Origin of the sequence: Prosthecobacter sp. (assembly GCF_020439865.1) — a bacterium.
Taxonomy (GTDB): domain Bacteria; phylum Verrucomicrobiota; class Verrucomicrobiia; order Verrucomicrobiales; family Verrucomicrobiaceae; genus Prosthecobacter.
In genome coordinates this window covers 1-18,946 of sequence record NZ_JAGRPF010000180.1, presented here as the reverse complement: position 1 = coordinate 18,946, position 18,946 = coordinate 1, and the positions used below count along the sequence as shown (strand labels likewise).

Sequence of the window (18,946 nt, the reverse complement as noted above, 5' to 3'; positions counted from 1 at the left end):
CATTGATGCCGCCGTGACCACCGAGCAGCACCGCCTCGGCAGTGAGTTCTTCAGGGCCGACGAGCACGCTCCAGTCGGCGCGTTGCTTCGCGACTTCGATCAGACGATGGAAGTAGATCATGTCGCATGAACTGTCCTTCACGCCGCAGACGCCGGGCATGTCGAGCGCGCGGCGCACGAGGTCGATCTCGAAGCTCACCTTCGTCAAACCTGGCATGTTGTAGAGGAAGAGCGGCAGCGGCATCTCAGCCACGAGGTCCTGCACGTATTCGAGCATCTCCGGCGGTGCGGCAGGGAAGTAATACGGCGGCGCGAGCACGACATGCGTGGCTCCGGCATCAGCCGAGTATTTGGCGAGGTTCACGCTCTCGGTGAACGACGTGTCGGTGATGCCGACAAGCACGGGAACTCGTCCGGCGGCCAGTTTGCAGGTATGCTCAATCAGTTCGCGCCTGAGACGATAGCTGAGGCTCGGGCCTTCTCCGGTGGTTCCGAGAATGAACAGGCCGTTAACGCCGCCTCGGATGAGGTGCTCGACGAGACGCTCCAAACCGGTCGAGTCGAGGGTGTCGCGATCGCGGAGCGGCGTGATCAGAGGCGGGATGATGCCTGAGAGAGGTTGGGACATGCCGAAAACTGACAGCCTCCCCCTCGATAAGGCAAGCTCTGCCCACAGCTTATCTTTGGCGCTGAGGTGACGATTCTTGACTCTCCGCGCAAGAAATTTGGGACTGAGACCTTTGAACTTGGACCCCAGCCTCATGCAAACCACCGATCAGGCCGACTATTTTTCGACGCAGGTCATGCGCACGCGTCGGTTCTTCCTGCCGGGCTGGGAGGAGCGCCAGCATGATGCGGGAACGCTGGGTCTTGTGGGCGGAGGGTGCGAGTGGTGTGCTCCTGACTTCGTCGTGGACCGAAGGACGTTTCCGTTCCTGGCCTTCGAGTTTGTGTCCAGAGGACATGGCAGCGTCACGCTGGCGGATCAAACGCATGAACTCGAGGCGGGGCATGCCTTTGTCTATGACTCGACCACGCCGCACGTCATTCGCAGCTCGGCGAACGAGCCGATGGTGAAGTACTTTTTCAATTTCTCCGGCAGGCGGGCGACGTCGTTGATGAGCGAACTTGAGCTCACCTCCGGCAGTGTTTTGCGGGTCACAGACGCCTCCCGGGTGGTGACGCTTCTGGAGGAGGTGATCGATCACGCCCTGCGTGGCGGTCGTTTCGGCCTGCGTGCGGCTTGTGCGGCACTGGAACACGCGCTGGTGCTTTGTGCTGACAGCCGGCAGTCCGCCGATACGAGAATGGATCCCGCTTATGCCACTTACCTGCGCTGCCGGGGACACTTGCTGCGGAACTACCCGGTGCTCAGCAGCATCGAGCAGGCGGCCAAAGCCTGCCATGTCTCTGCGGCGTACTTCACGCGACTGTTTCAGCGTTACGACATTGAAACGCCTCTCGCCTGTCTCACGCGCCTGAAGCTGTCCCAGGCGGCCATCAAACTGCGCCAGCCGGACGCGTTGGTGAAGAGCGTGGCGGCGGAGCTGGGCTACAAGTCGGCCGCGCACTTTTCCCGTGCCTTCAAGGCATGGAGCGGAAGATCGCCTCGCGGCGGTTGAAATGCGTGCGGCGCATTCCATACTCCGCCACCCTTTCTCTGCGCCGCATGCTTTCCTTCCTCAAAATCCGCCATCTCGCACTCGTCGAGGATGTGACGTGGGAACTGGCCGCTGGTCTCGTCGGTGTGACCGGAGAGACGGGGGCGGGGAAGTCGATCATCGTCGGCGCTTTGAAGCTCATTCTCGGTGAGCGTGCGGACCGCAGCCTGATCCGCAACGGGCAGGATGCCTGCACGGTGGAGGCGGGTTTTCATCTGAAGGACACGCGGGCGATTGATGCCGTGCTGGAGGAGGCCGGACTGGAGCCCTGCCAGGACGGCGAACTGCTCATCAAGCGCACCATCAGCACCAGCGGCGCGAACAAGCAGTTCGTGAATTGCTCACCGGTGACGATTCAGGTTCTGAAGAGCCTCGGCGAGTTTTTGGTCGATCTGCACGGACCGCATGATCATCAATCGCTAAACTCGAAAGAGCGGCAGCTGGAGATGCTGGACAAGTTTGCCGGTGGCGAAGAGATGCTGGGCAAATATCAGGACGCCTGGAAGCTGTGGCGCGCTGCGGTGGCGGAACTCGATGAATTGGAGAATTCCGAGCGAGCCTCCACTCAGCAGATCGACATGCTGAAGTTTCAGGCGAATGAAATCGCGGCCGCCAATCTCAAGCCGGGCGAAGAAGAGGAAATCGAATCGCGTCATCGCATCGCTGCCAACGGTGCGCGTCTTGCCGAGCTCTGCGGCAGCATCACCAGCCGTCTGAGCGAGGGCGAAGGCAGTGTGATCGATGGTTTGCGTGAGATCGGCCGCAGCATCCATGAGCTGGAAAAGATCGACCCGGGCACGGCGGCGCTGTTTGGAGGGTTCAAATCCGCGCAGATCGAACTTACGGAACTGGAAAGCAGCGTGCAGGACTACGCAGGCGATCTGGAGATCGACGCCGCGGAGCTGGACAAGCTGGAGAGTCGCATTCACACGATTCAGACGCTGAAGCGGAAGTACGGACGCACGATCGCGGAGATTCTCGAATCCCTGGCCGAGACCGAACGCAAACTCGCGAAGATGGAGAATCGCGGCGAAGAGATTGCGAAACTGCAGAAACTCGTGAAGGAACGTGAGGCTGAAGTGTTGAAGCTAGGAAAGCTGATCTCGAAAAAGCGAGCTGATGCTGCGCCGAAACTGGCCAAGGAGGTTGCCTCGCATCTCCTCGATCTCGGATTCAAGCGCAGCGTGTTTGAGGCGCAGCTCATGGCGCTGCCTTCACCCGAGCGCAACGGCCTGGAGGAGGTGGATTTCCACTTTGCTCCGAATCCTGGTGAGCCTTCAAAGCCGCTGCGGCTCACTGCATCGAGTGGTGAGATGTCACGCGTGTTGCTGGCGGTGAAGAGCGCTCTGGCGAAACAGGATGCCGTGCCGTTGCTCGTGTTCGATGAAATTGACGCGAACGTCGGCGGTAACATTGCCGAGGCGGTGGGACGCAAGATGGCCGGGCTTGGTGCAACCCATCAGGTCATTGCCATCACGCATTTCCCGCAGGTTGCTTCCTTGGCGCAGAGCCACTTTGTGGTGACCAAGGAGATCAGCGGCGACACCACGCGTTCGCAGATTCAGGAAGTCAGCGACGAAGAGCGGGTCGATGAACTCGCGCGCATGCTCGGCGGCAGCGCGGCAAGTGCGCGCGTGCATGCCCTGAGCCTGCTCAAAGGGGCGGCTTGAATTCAGGCGATCTGCGGGGTGCCGAGCATCATCCGTGGCGGGCGGCCTTTCACACGGCTGAGCGTGGCGCGCAGCGCGAGCGAACCGAGCTGGGTCTGCGGATTCCAGCCTTTGGGGGCCTTTTTCGCGGTGCTGGTCCATGGCATGCCGTCGGTGATCCATTGCTGGCGGAAGTCGTCGTAACTGATGCCTTTGTCATCGTCGGTGACGCCGAACTGAAATCCGCAGCAGGCGCAGATCTCCATGGAAGCGCCGCCGGTGCGGTTCCGAGGCGGTTCCGCGAGCTTGTCATAGCCGCATACGGGACAGTAGTTGTTGTGGACTTTCATGGTTGGTTTTCGGAGGTTCTGAGTTTTGAATTCAGCGGGAACGCAGCCTGAGTTCGGAGGATCTCACGGTGCGTCCGGGCTGACGCTGCCAGTAGGTGGGGCTTTCTGGCTTGAAGAAGGTCTTGGTTCTGCCGCTGCCGTCGTAGGCGGCGAAGGCGCGAGTATTAGGATCGAAGACACGAAGCGTGCCGTCGGTGTCGTCGAGTTTCATGGGCAGATTCTCCGTGCGGGCGCGCTGGAGAAACTGCCAGGCCTGCGCGGCATAATCGTCAGGCGTCTTGCTGGAAAAGTCACGACCATGTCGTTCGAAGTGATCCCGCAGCGAATCGGGATGAGCCCATGTTTGCTGCGTCGGCGGAGTTTTCGCCGACACCACTTTGGCTTCCGCCTTGCTTTCAGGCGTGAACACATCCAGCACGCGTCGCATGAGCGAAGGCTGCGGCGAGGCTGCGCCGGAGCCACCGGCGGTGGTGAAGGTTCCGGTGGCAAGTCGTGTGCGTGCGCTGCCGACGCTGAAATGGTAGGTCGTTCCTGGAGCCAGCGACTCGAGGACGATCTTGTGATCACTGGTCACCACACCTTCGGCCTTTTGATCCAGCGTGTCGGGATTCCGGCCAAACTGCAGGCGGGTGCCGCAGTCCACATCCGTGCGCCATTGGACCGTCGCCGTGTTTGCCGTGGTGGTCGCCTTGGGCTGTCCGACCAGTTCAACAGCGTGCAACAGCGTACCGCCAAGGCACGCGAGGACGCAGATGAACTGATGAACAAAAGTTCTCATGAAGGGTTGGAACAAACAGGGGATTACAGTGGGACAGTCTTAAGGGAAGACTGTTCAAACTGCGTAACGCCCTCGTCGTGTTCCATTCATCCATCTCCACGCTGAGTCAATGTGGTCTCGTGGGTCGAGGTGAACCGCCTGCCACTGAAGGATTTGCTTAGCCAGTCTAGGATCTGCAATCAACTCCGAGGGATCGCCGGCGCGTCGTTCTCCATAGCTGACCGGGATGGTGCGTCCGGTGACAGCTTCAGCGGTGGTGATGATTTCTTTGACGCTGAAGCCTTTGCCGGTGCCGAGATTGACGGCCACCGTTTCACCTTCTTTGCGCAGGTAGTTCAAAGCAAGTGCGTGCGCCGATGCGAGATCGCAGACGTGAATGTAGTCGCGGATGCAGGTGCCGTCAGGCGTCGGGTAGTCGGTGCCGAAGACGGTGATGTGCGGGCGCAGACCTGCGGCGGCTTGAAGCACGAGCGGGATGAGATGCGTCTCGGGATTGTGATCCTCGCCGATCTCGCCGCTCGGATGGCAGCCGCTGGCGTTGAAGTAACGAAGGAAGACGGACTTCAGACCCCAGGCGCGGTCACAGTCACGCAGCACGCGTTCCAGCATCCACTTGGAGGCCCCGTAAGGATTCACGGGTGACTGCGGGTGCGATTCGTCGATGGGAATGCGCACCGGATCGCCATACGTCGCACAGGTGGAGGAAAAGATGAAGCGCTTGCAGCTATGGCGCTGCATGGCTTCGAGCAGCGTGAGCGGCGCAGCGAGGTTGTTGCGGTAATACTTGAGCGGATCGGTCACCGATTCACCGACATACGCGAACGCGGCGAAGTGCAGCACGGCCTCCGGTTTGTGTTCGGCAAAAAGTTTTTCCACCAGCGCGGCGTCAGCCATGTCGCCTTCGATGAACGTCACACGGTCCAGCGGCAGCGCGTCGCGATGACCGAAGACGAGATTGTCGAGAACGACGACGCGCTCGTTCTGCTCCAGCAGATGGCGGACGGTGTGCGAGCCGATGTAGCCCGCGCCGCCGGTGATAAGGAGGGTTCCTTGTGACATTCAGCAAATACAGCAGGCGCCGCCGGTGCTGCCAAACGAAGTTTGCTTCAAATCCATCTGCGCGATGGCTTACGGAGCCGCTTTTGGCATGGGCACCTGCACCGGATGCATGAGGTAGGCGATCAGATCGCGCACCTGGTCCGGCTGAAAGGCGAGCAGCAAACCCTCGGGCATCATGGACATCGGCGAGGTTTCCTGTTTGACGATGTCGGCGCGTTCCAAGGTGAGAGTTTCGGTCAGGGTGCGCAACGTCAGCGTGCGATCGTTCGATTCGGCGATGACGCCGCTGAGAATGCGACCATCCTTGTGCGTGAGCAGGCTCATGCGGAAGTCGGCGCTGACCACGCCGCTCGGATCGGCGATGTTTTCGAGCAAGTAATCGAGGTTCGCGCGTCCTGAGCCGGTCAGGTCGGGCCCGATCTTGCCTCCTTGGCCGTACATGGTGTGGCATGCGCCGCAGACGGCAGTGAAGAGCATCCTGCCCTGACTCAGATTGGCTTTTGCGAGGGTATCGGGAGTGAGCTGCTTCTTGAGCTTTTCGATGAGCTCCTTTTTGTCTGCGGCGGATTCGCGCAATTCACCCCAGACTTCGACCAGTTGTTTGGAGAGCGCGTCATCATGGAACGAGTTGATCTGTCGGGCGTGAAAGGCGCTGAGATCGGCACGCGGAATTTTCCCGGCAGCCATCTCTTTGAGCAGGGCTTTTGCGAAGGACGGACGCGATACCAGTGTGTCGATGACAGTCTGGCGTTCAGCAGGAGCGAACTTCCGATAGCTGGTGGCAAGCTTTTGCCCGATTTCGGGATCGTCGAACAAAGCAAGGCCGCGCACGGCGGTGACGTTGACGCCTCGGACTTCCAAAAGCTGCGTGCAGATTTCGCGGAGGTCGGGCGGCCGGTTTTCGATCAGCGTCTTGAGGGCGGATTCGCGTGCGAGAACATCGGCTTTGCCATCGAGCGCGATCTGCTTCACGTCGTCGAGCGCACGCCCATCGCCGAAGAGGATGCTAAGGTCGCGAATGAGAGGCGATTTCGATGCGGAGGCGACCTTGTCCCAATTCGCAGGCTTCGGAGCCTTGCGGATGCCTTTGAAGGCCTCGCTCATGCCTTCGAGCACTTCGTCGGAGCCGTTGACTGCCAGCAGCGCGTTCAATGCCTCCGGTTGCGGAGCGAGGCTGCGGGCAATCCAGCGCAGCGTCTGCGGCCACGTGCAGTTCTTCGCGAGTTGAACGAGCGCCATCGGTTCATGTTTGGCGAGCGGCGAAATGCCGAACCAGACCATGTAAGGCAGGAATGGATCGTTGGCGTCCTCGGTGTGCGAGAGGAGCGTGGCGGCGAGTTCGGCGCGTTTGGAGACGGGAAGACGCTGAAGGGTGGAGGCGAGTTGGAGGCGAACGAAGGCGGACTTTTCATCCACAGCCATTTTCACAGGATCGAAAGCGAGTTCAGGATACGTGGCGTGCGGCATCGGACCCGGGATGGCGTCGAGCGGCGAGAATTGGACGAGTTCGCGAATGGCGAGAGCGCGTGCGTGCTCGTCCGATGAATTCAAATCCGCCTTCGGCCACGGTTTGCGCCATGCGAAGGGCTTTTCGGGCTTCTTTGGTTCGCCATAACTTACGCGGAAGATGCGGCCGCTGGTGCGGTGGACACCGTTGGATTCGTGGCATTCGCCGGTGTCGCTCCAGTCGAGGATGAAGCCGCTGCCGTCCGGGCCGGTGCTGATTTCGATGCCGCGGAACCAGGGATCGTCGCTGAGGAAAATGTCTGGCTCGTGTTTGCCGACGTAGCCGCTGCCGTTGCGCTCGAGGCGCTCCACATTCGTGCGGCGGCCGTGCATGTTCAGCGTGAAGAGCTTGTTGCGATAGTATTCGGGCCACTGGTCAGCCTGATAAATCATCATGCCGATGTGCGCGTGACCGCCGCCGAGGTGGTTGGCCTTGCCACCGCGGGATTCGCTCCAGGCGCCCGTGCGGTCGTAGTGATAGTGGTCGGCGATGGTGTCGAGCTTCTCGTAGATGAGCGGATTCATCGTGTTCGAGTCCACGAGATGGGCGCCATGAATGAGATGCCAGAGATGGCCGGTGACGGTGTTGATGAAAAACATCTCGCCATTCGCATCCCAATCGTGACCCCACGGGTTCGTGGTGCCGTGGGTGAGGACTTCGACGATCTTTTTTTCCGGATGATAGCGCCAGATGCCGCCTTTCATCGGCACGCGTTGTTCATCGGGTGTGCCGGGAACGCCGAGCTTGCCGGGGCAGGAGTGACCACAGCGGCCGTAGAGCCAGCCATCAGGGCCAAAGCGCAGACCGTTGGCGAAGTTGTGGTAGTTGTCCTTCGCCACGGTGAAGCCGTCGAGCACGACTTCGGGTTCGCCATCGGGAATGTCATCGCCATTGCGATCAGGGATGAAAAGCACCTGCGGCGGGCACATGAGCCACACGCCACCGCGACCGACTTCGACGCTGGTGAGCATTTGCACGTCATCGGTGAAGACCTTGCGCGTCTCGGCGACGCCGTCCCAGTCTTTGTCTTCGAGGATGATCACGCGGTCTTTCAGCGAGAGGTCGAAGCGCTTCGCACGTTCGGCATAGGTGTAGTTTTCGGCGACCCACATGCGTCCTTTCGCGTCCCACGCCATGCCGATCGGATTTTGCACATCAGGTTCGGCGGCGAAGAGCGTGGCCTTGAAGCCTTCCGGCAGTTTGAGCGCCTCCAGCGCATCCTGCGGGGGCATTGGCGAAGGATTGCCGGGCTCGCTGTTGTAGGGCTCGGGGAAATCGGCGGACAGAGCGCTGCTGATGAGAAGAAGGCTGGTCAGGATCTGTTTCATGGAGCGAGGAGTTACTACGCCGGCTCATCCCCAGATCAACCACACGGCGGCGAAGGCGGTGAGCCAGAAGAGGACGTTTTCGAAAATCTTCTGTGGCAGGTGCTTGAGGATCCACCAGCCGATGACCACGCCGATCACGACCGCGGGCATCAGGGTGAGGTTGGTCATCAATGACTTCGGATTGATGATGCCGAGGTTGGTGCTGAAGGGCAGCTTGAAGAGATTGATGAAAAGGAAGAAGCGGCTGAAGACGCCGAGGTATTCCTTTTTCTCCAGATGCTGGGCAAGGAGATAAACGGTCATCACCGGTCCTGCGGCGTTGGCCAGCATGGTGACCACGCCCGCGAGGAATCCCATCGACCAAGTGAAGCCATGGTGCTCGGTGAGCGCGATGAAATCCTGCCGGCGTTTGTTGAGCACCCAGTTGAAGATGAGCAGCGCGATGATGATCCAGCCGATGACGATGCGCGCCATGGCGTTGTCGAATTTGCCAAGCAGGAGCCAGCCGACGACCACGCCTGCGATGGCCGGCGGCACCATGGGCACGATGCGCCGCCAGCTTCCGCCCTTGCGATTGACGATGTAGCCCATGAAGTCCGCCGCGATGAGCATGGGCAGGATCACGCCGACGGATTCCTTTGCGCCGAAGATGCGCGCCATTAGAACGACGTTGAGCGTCGAGGTGCCGGACAGGCCCGCCTTGGACATCCCGATGCACATGGCTCCCAAAGTTGCCAGCACGAGCAACCACGCATCGGCGGGCAGGAGGGTGTGTTCGGTAAGCCAGGTCATTCGGGGAATGACGAATGGCGAATGCGGAGTGACGAACAAGAGTTAACTCGTGTTCCGCGGACTTTTGTCACAGTGCCATCAGCGGCGCGGGAACGAGGAAGGCGTGCTGTTCGAGCAGGCTGAGAACGCCGTTGGAAGCGAGGAAGGGAACAAAATAATTCGCCAGCACGTAAGCCAGCGCGACAGGCAGGATGCCGAGGCGCGCCGTCCAGCGCGCGAACCAGTGACGCGGCTGCTCGTGACGCAGCGCCCGGCCTAGTGCCCAGCCGGTGAGGATGCGTGCGGGAAAAATGAAGATGACGAAGAGCAGGCTCGGCGCCCAGGCGAGTTCCTGCGGCGTGAGTTCGATCTTGAGCAAATAGAGCGGAATGGCGAAGAGCAGTGTGACCAGCAGAGCGAACCAGAAGGCCAGCGGCGCACGCGCAAACTGACGACGCACCTCGCGCCATTCGAACAGCGCCTTGAAGCGGCCGCTTTGCGCAAAGTTCGCCTGGAGAAAGGGCAGATGGATGGCCACAAGAAACAGAAGGATGCCGCCGATGAGCGAGACGATGACCGTGCCTCCCACAGCAAGACGCGGCGCGGCCATGAGGATGCCCACAGGGACGATCAGCCATGCCAGTGCGCCGATGAAGCCGCGCAGGCCGAGCCAGAAGTAAAAGGGCAGTCTCAGGCCGACGATGTAGTCGGTGATCGTGTGCTGGAGGCCGCTGATTTTGTCCGGCGCACGCAGCCAACGCAGGAGGCGCAGCGGCTGCGGCCAGAGGAAGTGCCAGAGCTTGCCGCCGCGGACGCTCGCCCACAGGATGTGCAGGACCGTGACGATGGTGACAAGAATGAGCGCAACATGCCAGACGCGGGCGGTTCCACTGCCGGGAGCGATCAGCTCAGCGTCCTTCCAGAAGGTTGACAGGATCCGCGCAGGCCAGACGACGATCCATATGCCGGCGGCAATGCTGCCGAAGACCGAGGCCTTGCGCACGCCGATGAAGCCGTCGCGCAGCCGGCCGGTCCGCGCGACCGTGCCGCTCACGTGCAGCAGGTAGCCGAGGCTGAGGAAATTGAGCACCGGAATGACCGAGCAGGCGGCGACCAGAACGATCAGCGCCACGAGGCCGAACAGCCAGTCGAGCACCGGCGAAATCCGGCGCGTCCAGAGTCTTCCCAGCCACGACTGACGCGGCGCCTCGACGGCAGGCACGGGCAGGGGAGGTGGCTGGAGGACGGCTTCTGACATGGGAGCGCTATGAAAGCCGGCGGGTTCGAGAATGTTGCGGGATTTCTGGGAGAAACCGAATTAGAATCCGCGTGTTAGTCAGCGATTCAAAGCCGCCCCTCATGAATCCACCGTCCAACTCTGTGAACTGGTTCGCGTGGCTGCGCAATGTCGTGATCCTTGGCGCGCTGGCCGGTGCCGTCGTCTGGAGTGTTGGCGGTTGGTTTGTGCCACCCGTGGCCGCCATCAATCGGAATGTAGGATTGTCTGCGGCGGAATTGAAGGACATCCAGACGGTCGCGGCCGGAGTGAACGCTGACTTTGAAAAGGCATGGGAGCAGGAAAAACTCCAAGCGGCGGCCCCGGCGGACAACCTGACCATTGCGAGGCGGCTGTCGCTCGCGTTGACGGGGAGCATTCCTTCGCTGCAGGAGATCAGGGCGCTGGAGACGGTGAAAGGCGTGGACGTCAGTCAGTGGTGGCTCACGCAACTGCTGGGCGACCGTCGCACCAGCGACTATCTGGCGGAGCGCTTCGCACGTGTGTATGTGGGCATCGAAAACGGGCCGTTTCTGACCTACCGTCGTCGTCGGTTGGTGGACTGGCTCAGCGATGCTCTGCAGAAGAACCGGCCCTACGACCAGGTCGTGCGTGAACTGATCGACTGCGAAGGCGTGTGGACCACCAACCCGGCGGTGAACTTCATCACCGTGACGAATGAGAACAAAAAGGGGCCGGACGAAGCGAAGCTCGCCGCGAAGGTGAGCCGGGCGTTCCTCGGGGTGCGCATCGACTGCGTCCAGTGCCATGATGGCAAGCTTGGCAGCCCATGGAAGCAGACGGACTTCCATCAGCTCGCGTCCTACTTCGGACAGATGAGTTTCAACGTGAACGGCCTGCGCTACAATCCGAAGAGCAAGCCCTACAAAGTCCGTTACCTCGGCGAGATGGAGGAGGAAAAGGTGCCTGCCAAGGTGCCATGGAAACCGGAATTGCTGCCGACGAAAGGCACGCCGCGGGAGCAGCTCGCCGCCTGGGTCACGGCCAAGGAGAACAAGGCTTTCGCACGTGCCATCGTGAACCGCATGTGGGCGATGCTCTTCAATCGCCCGCTGGTTTCGCCGGTGGACGAGGTGCCACTCGAGGGGCCGTTTCCGCCGGGCATGGAAAAGTTGGCCGACGACTTCATCGCCCACGGTTGCGATTTGCAGCGCCTGATGCGCGTGATGGTGGCCACGCGTGTGTTTCAGCAGTCGAGCCGTTCGGCGGATCCCGATCATCCGGCCACGCAGGCGGCGGAAGATCACTGGGCGGTGTTTCCAGTCACACGTCTGCGACCCGAGCAGATGGCGGGCAGCGTCATTCAGGCTTCGTCGCTGACTACGATTGATTCAGAGACGCACGTGCTCTTTCGCCTCAAACGCAATGCAGACGTAAGCAACTTCGTGAAGCGCTACGGCGACTCCGGCGAGGACACATTTGATGATGGCGCGGGCACCATTCCGCAGCGCCTGCTGCTGATGAACGGCAGCATGATCAACAACAACATCACCAACAATCCGATCATCAATGCGAGCACGCGGATCGGCATGCTGGCGCCTGACGCTGCGTCGGCGGTGGAGGCCGCCTATCTTTCCATTTTCACGCGACGTCCCACGGACGAGGAAGCCGCTCTCTTCAAAGGACAGATCGCCGCCTCGAAACGCTCCAAAAGCAATGCGATGGCCGACCTCTACTGGACGCTCATGAACGCCACCGAGTTTTCCTGGAACCACTAGCCCGCGGAGCGGGAATGACGAAACCTGAATTCAAAATGTCGAATGCCATGAACACTTCTCCCTGCCAAAGCCGCTCGCATCTAACTCGCCGCTCCCTCCTCCGTGGCGCGGGCACTGCGGGCATCTCCTGGCTCACGCCGCTCGCGGACATTCTCGCCGTGGAGGCTGAGAGAGCACCGAAGGGTAAGCCGGCGCGCTCGGTGATTCTTCTCTGGCTCGGCGGTGCAGCGAGCCAGCTTGACACCTTTGACCCGCATCCGACAACCAAGATTGGCGGCGGAGTCAAAACGATCCCGACGGCAATCAAGGGCGTCGAATTCGCTGCAGGACTCGAGCAAACCGCGAGCGTGATGCAGGATGTGTCGCTGATTCGCTCCATGGTGAGCAAGGAGGGCGATCACGAACGCGCGTTCTACAACATCAAGACCGGTTATCGCCCCGATCCTACGCTCATTCATCCGAGCATCGGCGCGATCGCCTGCCACGAACTGCCCGAGGCTAAAATCGAGATTCCGACGCATGTCTCCATCCTGCCAAACCAGTGGCCTGCCCGCGGCGGTTTCTTCGGTCCGCAATACGACGCGTTTCAGGTCTATGATCCGAAGAGCAGCATCCCGGACGTGCGCGCCCGCGTGGAAGATCAGCGCCTCGAGCGCAGGCTCGAGAGCCTGAGCGTCGTCGAGCGTGCCTTCGCCGCCGGACGTGCGCCCGACTTGGACAAAAACAAGACGCTGCATCAGCTCTCGATGCAGAAGGCCCGCCGGATGATGACCTCCGAGCAGCTCAACGCCTTCGACGTCAGCAAAGCCACCGTCGCCGAGCGTGATGCCTATGGCGACACGCCCTTCGGCCGCGGCTGCCTCGCGGCAGTGCGATTGATTCAAACGGGTGTGCGCTGCGTCGAGGTCACGTTGACAGGGTGGGACACGCATGCAAACAATCTCGAAGGTCAGGCCACGCAGGTGAAGATCCTCGACGCGGCTTACGCTTCGTTGATCCGTGATTTGAAAAAACTCGGCCTGCTGGAAAGCACGATCGTGATTTGCGGCGGCGAATTCGGTCGCACGCCGAAGATCAACAATGTCGGCGGGCGTGATCACTGGCCGCATGCGTTCAGCATGCTCGTAGCGGGCGGTGGTTTCGCCGGTGGTCGTGTCATCGGTTCCACGGATCCCGAAGGCGAGAAAAAGGAACCTGAGAACCCCGTGCTCGTCGAGGATCTGCACGCCACCGTGCAGGACCTGCTGGGCATCGATTACAGCAAGGAGATCATGACTCCAGTCGGACGCCCGATGGCGCTGAGCAAGGGCGAGGTGGTCGGAGAGCTGAGGGCTTGAACAGATTCAATCACCGCTCTGCCGTCTTCACTTCATCCTTGAAGGGGCTGCCTTCGATCAAGGGCGCGGGCTGTTCGGGCTCCGGATTGAGCGTCATGATGTAGGCCACCACGTTGCGCAGCATCTGGTCGTCCTCGATGAAGAGCTTGGCCATTTGCACCATCTTCGCGCCATTCACGTCATTCTTGACCGCTCCCCTTTTGCCCGCTTTGAATCGTTTGAGCTGCTCTTCGAGATACCATGCCTGCCGGCCGATGAGCGGCGGACTGCCAAAGGCCATCTCGCCGCTGGCGTTGTAGCGATGGCACTCCATGCAGCGCTCCTGGAAGAGCTGCATGCCTTCGCCGGGATCCACGTTGGTCATCTCCCGGTCTTTGCCTGTGGGAACGACCACGGGCATCTTTTCAACATGGCCGATCACGGCCTTCACCTGCTCTGGCTGCAGGGCCTTTGCGATGCTCGCCATCATGAAGGGCTGGGCATCGGCGGCGTTCTGACCCCGGCGGCCTTCACGGAAATTCGCGAACTGAGTGGTCACATACCATGAAGGCATGCCCGCGATGGACGGCGTTTTCATCTCGATCTTGCCTTCACCATTTGCGCCATGGCACTGCGCACAGACGGCTTGGAATATGGCCTTGCCGTCTGTTGCCTTCGTTGCCTTCGTCGCTGCAATGGCAGGGTGAACAGGATCAACGGCATGCACGGGAGGCTTGGGATCGGCAGCATGCGACACGGCTCCATTGAGCCCGAGAATCAGGAGCACAAGAGGCTGGCGGATAAAATTCATGGCAGGAAAACGGGGTAAGTTGCACGCGGGTTGCAACAATGCGCCAACGATTCTGCCACTGAGCCCTCTTTGCCAAAATCCGCGCACCCGAGGACAAATCAGGCGCGTGCTTGCGCATTGGATGCCTCTGTGCCTTTCTGCCGCATGGAATCGCCTCCCAGGAACGTCATCGAACTTACGCAGGCGCTTGTGCGCATTCCGTCGGTCAATCCCGATGGCGATCCCGGCACCGAGGGAGTTGGCGAGGAGAAGTGCGCGCAGTATGTCGCGGAATTTCTAGCTGCTTCGGGTGCGAAGGCCGTGTTGGACGAAGTGGAACCCGGACGGCCGAATGTGATCGGTCGTTTTCCCACGAACCCGGGCGCGGACGGCAAGCCCAAGCCGCGCATCCTCTTTGCACCGCACACGGACACCGTGAGCGTCGGCGGCATGACGATCGATCCTTTCGGCGGTGAGCTGCGTGATGGCAAGGTGTGGGGCAGGGGAGCGTCAGACACCAAAGGGCCGATGGCCTCTTTCCTCTGGGCACTGCGTGAAATGCGCGCTGAGATCCCCGACCTGCCGGTCGAGGTGCACTTCGCGGGCTTCATGTCCGAGGAGAGCGCGCAGCTCGGTTCTCAGCATTTTGCCAAGCATCACGGGCGCTACGATCTCGCGATCATCGGCGAGCCGACGAGTTTGAAGACGGTGTTTCGTCACAAGGGGTGTCTCTGGGCCGATGTGCACACCACGGGCGTCGCCGTGCACGGCGCCACACCGGAACTCGGCGTGAACGCGATCGTGAAAATGGCGAAGCTGGTGGAGGCGCTCGACAACGAGTTTCGTGCGATTCTGGCCGAGGCGGGAGGCGAGGACGAATGGCTCGGCGCTAGTACGATCAATCTCGGCATGATCCAGGGTGGTACGCGCAGCAACATCGTGGCCGATTCCTGCAGGCTGCGGGTGGACATTCGTACGACCCCCGGACTGCAGCATGTGGGAGGCGCGCTCGCCATGCTGACCGAGTTTGTTCATCGGGTTGACCGGACCGCCAGTGTCACCGTCGCCAGCGAGGCGCTTCATCTCGACACGGATCCGGCGAATCCGTTCGTGCAGAAGCTGATCGCCGCAGGCGCTGATCTAACCGGAGCTCCATGGTTCTGCGACGCCGCCTTTCTTGCCGCCGCTGGAACTCCCTCGATCGCGATCGGTCCGGGTTCCATTGCCCAAGCGCATACGAAGGACGAATTCATCGCGGCGAGTGATCTGGAGGACGGTGTCGCGTTTTTCATGCGTTTCCTCCGCAGCTTGGCGTAGCTCGGGCTCACGGAATGACGACGCGGTAGAAGCGGCGTGTTTTGTTCAAGGCATTGAGATCGGTCCAGGTCGTGCTTGATCCGGTGGCCGTGACGATGACGGGTGTCCATTTGATCAGATCGTCGCTGTATTCGACGCGGTAGTCGTTTCCCGAAACGGAAGGAAACTGAAGCGTGGTGTCGGTGGAGCGGTTGAGCACGAACTGCGGGTGGCTCGTGCGGTCGTGATCACTGGTGCCGAACCACGCCTCGTCATCGGCGTAGACGCCGTCGCCGTCGTTGTCTTGGTGGATGCCGAAACGATCGACAAAACCTGAGTCGAGACCGGCGGCGGTGAAATCATCTTTAATGTAGGCCCATTTGAGCGTGTGTGTGCCGGTGGGAACGAGGAAACCTTTGCGCGTCCAGCCAAGCTCACCGCTGATCGCGTCCTTTTCGACGTCGTCGATGTAGAAGCGCAGGAAATCGTAGTCCGGCTCTGACGAGATGCCCCAGTAGAACGTCACCTTGCAAGGTCCTGTGACTTCGGTCGTCATGATGCTTTGCTGGAGGTCGGTGATGGGTCCGCTGCGCGCGGCGTCCTCGCCGTCGCTGGAATAAAGCTGCTGCGGCACCCACCCTTGATCACCTGAAGTCGTGACGACCTGCACGGGTGCGTCGATGGCATCGGCAAGACCTTCGGGAACGGTGCCGACATTGATCGTGATCGTGGCTGTGCCGGTTCCGAAGCTGTTCGTGGCATGCACGGTCACCGGAAAGCTGCCTGCGGTGGCGATGCTGCCGTAAATCAGCCCGGTGGTCGAGTGCAGCGTGAGTCCGGCAGGAAGATCGTCGGCGGAGTAGCTGGCAGGTGCGTTGGTGGCTTCAAGCACGTGGCGAAAGTAGACGCCTTGATATGCCTGAATCGTCGTGGTGGTGATTTCTGGTACCGTGCTGATCGGCGTTATGGTCATTTCATCGATCCATCCTTTGTCCTGACCTTTCGCCGTCGCCTCGTCCTTGCTGTAGTAGATGTCCACATTGTGCGGACCATCGCCAAGATCGGTCGAGGAGAGAGTCCAGTCCGTCTCGCCGGTGATGTAGTCGCGGACGTATCCGTCCACGGCTAGGATGAGATAATCGTAGTTCTTCTCCGACGAGACTCTCCACTGGAACTCCAGACGCGCCGGGCCGTTCACGGTGAATTCGATGCCCGAGTACTCATCGTCATCGACGACGGCTGTTTCAATCGCGTCCACGCCGTCATGGGTGACGGCCGTCTGCAAAAAGGGATCGCCAAAGCCAAAGGGGATGATTTTGGTCGTGGTCGGCTGTTCAACAGCGGTGGAGAGCGCCGGCGTGGCGGCCAGGATGTAATAGTAAGTGTACAGGTCGCCGGTGCCGGTGGTATTCGTGGCATCCTGATAGCCGTCGAAAAGGCCGGTTTCGGTCGGCGTGCCGGTGATGAGGCCGGTGGTCGGATTGAAGGCGAGCCCGGCGGGAAGACCGCTGTACAAATAGCGCCCGGTGGCGAAGCTCGTGGGAAAATTGGAAGCGGTGATCTGATGCTTCAGTTCCCAGCCTTCACGACCAACAATGACCCAGTTCGACGTGATGACGGGAAGCGGCAGCGCGCTGTCCGCCGGTGTGCCTTCGAAGATGATCGTCGCCTCGTCGAGCGTGCCGGTGTAATCCACCATGAGATCGGCGACTTCGAGCTTCCAGTCGCCTTCCGAGCGTTCGCCCCAGAAGTGCGTGGTGGTGAAGGTCCAGTCGAGATTCGCGGCGGTGTCATTGAAGCGGGCGCGTGCGAGGCGCACTTTCACACCGCTGGGCGAGGTCAGATACCACTGGAGATTGCCGACATAGGGATGAGTGGCCTTCACCTTCACGCGCACGTGCTCGAGCCGGAGATTGTCCGCAGCGGAGACGGTGAACGTGCGCGACGTGCCGTTCAAATCGGAGTCAGGAATGGCCTGCGCGAGACTGGTTTGCGCGAATTCTTTTGTTTGCAGCGGTGCCACGTTGATCCACGTCGCGGCGGTGGAAGTGGCGGCCTGCGCGTTCACGAGCCCCGCGCCATAGCGGATATTGAAATGGAAGCCCGCGCCGTTGGTCACCCAGTCGCCATCGAATTGGTCGTTCTGCGTGGCTGTACGGACGAGAATCTCCTGCACATCGCGATACGTCAGGTTCGGATTTGCTTGAAGCATGAGAGCGATGACACCTGCCACGGCGGGCGTGGCCGACGAAGTGCCCCCGAACATGTCGGTGTAATCGACGTCGGTGAAATCGGGATGCTCCACGGTGCCGCCGTCCTCATTGTAGCCGGAATCGCCCGTGCGGTCGGTGGTGGTGATGCCCTGCTTGCCGCCGTTGGAAGGCGCGCAGACGAGGATGTTCGATCCGGGCTCGCTGTAAAACGACGCGCGGCCCTTGTCGTTGATTGCCGACACTGAGATCACATTCGGCAAGTTCGCCCAGCCGTCGTAGTTCGAATCGTCCCCGGTGTAGTTGCCGTTGCCTGCCGCCCAGAGGAACACGGTGCCTTTGCCACCACGTCCGTTCGTTGTGGCATCATTGATTGCCGCGAGTGCGAGCGGTCCCGGGCCATACGCTCCGTAGGCGCTGTCATAAGGCCCCCAACTGTTGCTCTTGAGCTGGATGATGTCGTTTCTGTAGGACATCGCGTCCGCTTCATCGGCATCCGTCGTCGGAGCGGAGATGAGCCGCAGCCCAACCAGCGTGGCCTCGGGCGCAGAACCACTGACACCGATGCCATTGTTGCCACGCGCGGCGGCGACGCCTGCGCACGACGTGCCATGGAAATCATCCGGGCCGGGGGAGGGATCGTCATCGAGGTCGTTGAAGTCGTGATCGTTGATCAAATCAACATTGGGCGCCAGGTCGGGATGTGCGACCTCCAGGCCGTCATCCACGATGCCGATGCGCACACCGGTGCCTTTGTAGGTGTCCCAGGCGGGCACCACGTTCAGATCGACTCCCGCCGTGCCGCCGTTCGCCCCCGTGTTTTGCAAATGCCATTGGTAGCCCGCGTTCGCTGCATTGTAGGCGAAGAAGGGATCGTCCGGCACAAAGCGCCGGAATTGCTGGCGCGCGAGCATTGGCTCCGCCGTGCGCACGCCGGGAACGTTTCGCAACGCCTTCGCACCTGCGAGCGCCGAGTCCGGGGTTCCGGCGAATTCGACCACGGCGTACTTGCCACGTGGCGTTGTGTTCAGCACACCAGCGATGCCCTTCAGGCCCGCAGCCGCCGTTCCGGGCTGAAGCTCGACCAACACCTTCCGCGTCAGCCAGCGCCGCGTGCCGTCGTTCTGCGGCGCTCCTTTTTCATAGAGCACCCATTCGCCCTTGGCGCCTCGTTCGGTCAGCGAACGCTCGAATTGCTTTCCTCCGATCGCGATCT

The 18,946-nt window shown here is 61.0% G+C and carries 14 protein-coding genes; 5 read left to right on the top strand and 9 right to left on the bottom strand.

The annotated features are described in order from the left end of the window. Window positions 1-628, bottom strand: a 628-nt coding sequence (locus KDL09_RS20495) for a dihydrodipicolinate synthase family protein (protein WP_294389282.1), incomplete at its 3' end; no start/stop codon positions are given. Window positions 629-761: 133 nt separating this feature from the next. On the opposite strand from KDL09_RS20495, the gene KDL09_RS20490 reads away from it, so the two are divergent. Beyond that, the gene (locus KDL09_RS20490; protein ID WP_294389280.1) at window positions 762-1,622 is read left to right on the top strand and encodes an AraC family transcriptional regulator; all 861 of its coding nucleotides are present in this window, start codon (window positions 762-764) and stop codon (window positions 1,620-1,622) included. A 47-nt stretch (window positions 1,623-1,669) separates the two neighbouring features. Next, window positions 1,670-3,331, top strand: a complete 1,662-nt coding sequence (gene recN, locus KDL09_RS20485; RefSeq protein WP_294389277.1) for a DNA repair protein RecN — start codon at window positions 1,670-1,672, stop codon at window positions 3,329-3,331. A 2-nt stretch (window positions 3,332-3,333) separates the two neighbouring features. Here recN and KDL09_RS20480 read toward each other — a convergent pair whose 3' ends face one another. From KDL09_RS20480 to KDL09_RS20455, 6 genes are all read right to left on the bottom strand, one after another. Continuing rightward, the gene (locus tag KDL09_RS20480; protein ID WP_294389275.1) at window positions 3,334-3,660 is read right to left on the bottom strand and encodes a hypothetical protein; all 327 of its coding nucleotides are present in this window, start codon (window positions 3,658-3,660) and stop codon (window positions 3,334-3,336) included. A gap of 31 nt (window positions 3,661-3,691) precedes the next feature. Continuing rightward, entirely contained in the window at window positions 3,692-4,438 is a 747-nt protein-coding gene (locus KDL09_RS20475) for a fibronectin type III domain-containing protein (RefSeq protein ID WP_294389273.1), read from the bottom strand. A gap of 54 nt (window positions 4,439-4,492) precedes the next feature. After that, entirely contained in the window at window positions 4,493-5,497 is a 1,005-nt protein-coding gene (gene galE, locus KDL09_RS20470) for a UDP-glucose 4-epimerase GalE (RefSeq protein ID WP_294389272.1), read from the bottom strand. Window positions 5,498-5,566: 69 nt separating this feature from the next. Then, window positions 5,567-8,332 carry a PVC-type heme-binding CxxCH protein gene (locus KDL09_RS20465; protein WP_294389270.1) on the bottom strand — a complete coding sequence of 922 codons (2,766 nt, stop codon included), beginning with the start codon at window positions 8,330-8,332 and terminating at the stop codon, window positions 5,567-5,569. Between the two features lie 24 nt (window positions 8,333-8,356). Then, a complete protein-coding gene (locus KDL09_RS20460) occupies window positions 8,357-9,124 on the bottom strand; it encodes a sulfite exporter TauE/SafE family protein (RefSeq protein ID WP_294389269.1) in 768 nt (255 codons plus the stop codon). A gap of 67 nt (window positions 9,125-9,191) precedes the next feature. Beyond that, window positions 9,192-10,361 (bottom strand): DUF4013 domain-containing protein, encoded by a 1,170-nt coding sequence (locus KDL09_RS20455; protein WP_294389267.1) that lies wholly within the window; start codon window positions 10,359-10,361, stop codon window positions 9,192-9,194. Between the two features lie 101 nt (window positions 10,362-10,462). On the opposite strand from KDL09_RS20455, the gene KDL09_RS20450 reads away from it, so the two are divergent. Both KDL09_RS20450 and KDL09_RS20445 read left to right on the top strand, forming a co-directional pair. After that, on the top strand, window positions 10,463-12,118 hold the full coding sequence (locus KDL09_RS20450; RefSeq protein WP_294389265.1) for a DUF1553 domain-containing protein: 1,656 nt from the start codon (window positions 10,463-10,465) through the stop codon (window positions 12,116-12,118). A gap of 47 nt (window positions 12,119-12,165) precedes the next feature. After that, on the top strand, window positions 12,166-13,455 hold the full coding sequence (locus tag KDL09_RS20445) for a DUF1501 domain-containing protein (RefSeq protein ID WP_294389263.1): 1,290 nt from the start codon (window positions 12,166-12,168) through the stop codon (window positions 13,453-13,455). Window positions 13,456-13,465: 10 nt separating this feature from the next. On the opposite strand, the gene KDL09_RS20440 is transcribed toward KDL09_RS20445, so the two are convergent. After that, window positions 13,466-14,245 (bottom strand): c-type cytochrome, encoded by a 780-nt coding sequence (locus KDL09_RS20440; protein WP_294389261.1) that lies wholly within the window; start codon window positions 14,243-14,245, stop codon window positions 13,466-13,468. 144 nt (window positions 14,246-14,389) lie between these two features. Between KDL09_RS20440 and KDL09_RS20435 the strand changes: the two genes are divergently transcribed. Beyond that, on the top strand, window positions 14,390-15,541 hold the full coding sequence (locus KDL09_RS20435) for a M20 family metallopeptidase (RefSeq protein WP_294389259.1): 1,152 nt from the start codon (window positions 14,390-14,392) through the stop codon (window positions 15,539-15,541). A gap of 7 nt (window positions 15,542-15,548) precedes the next feature. Here the strand turns inward: KDL09_RS20435 and KDL09_RS20430 are convergent. After that, window positions 15,549-18,946, bottom strand: a 3,398-nt coding sequence (locus tag KDL09_RS20430) for a S8 family serine peptidase (RefSeq protein ID WP_294389257.1), incomplete at its 5' end; no start/stop codon positions are given.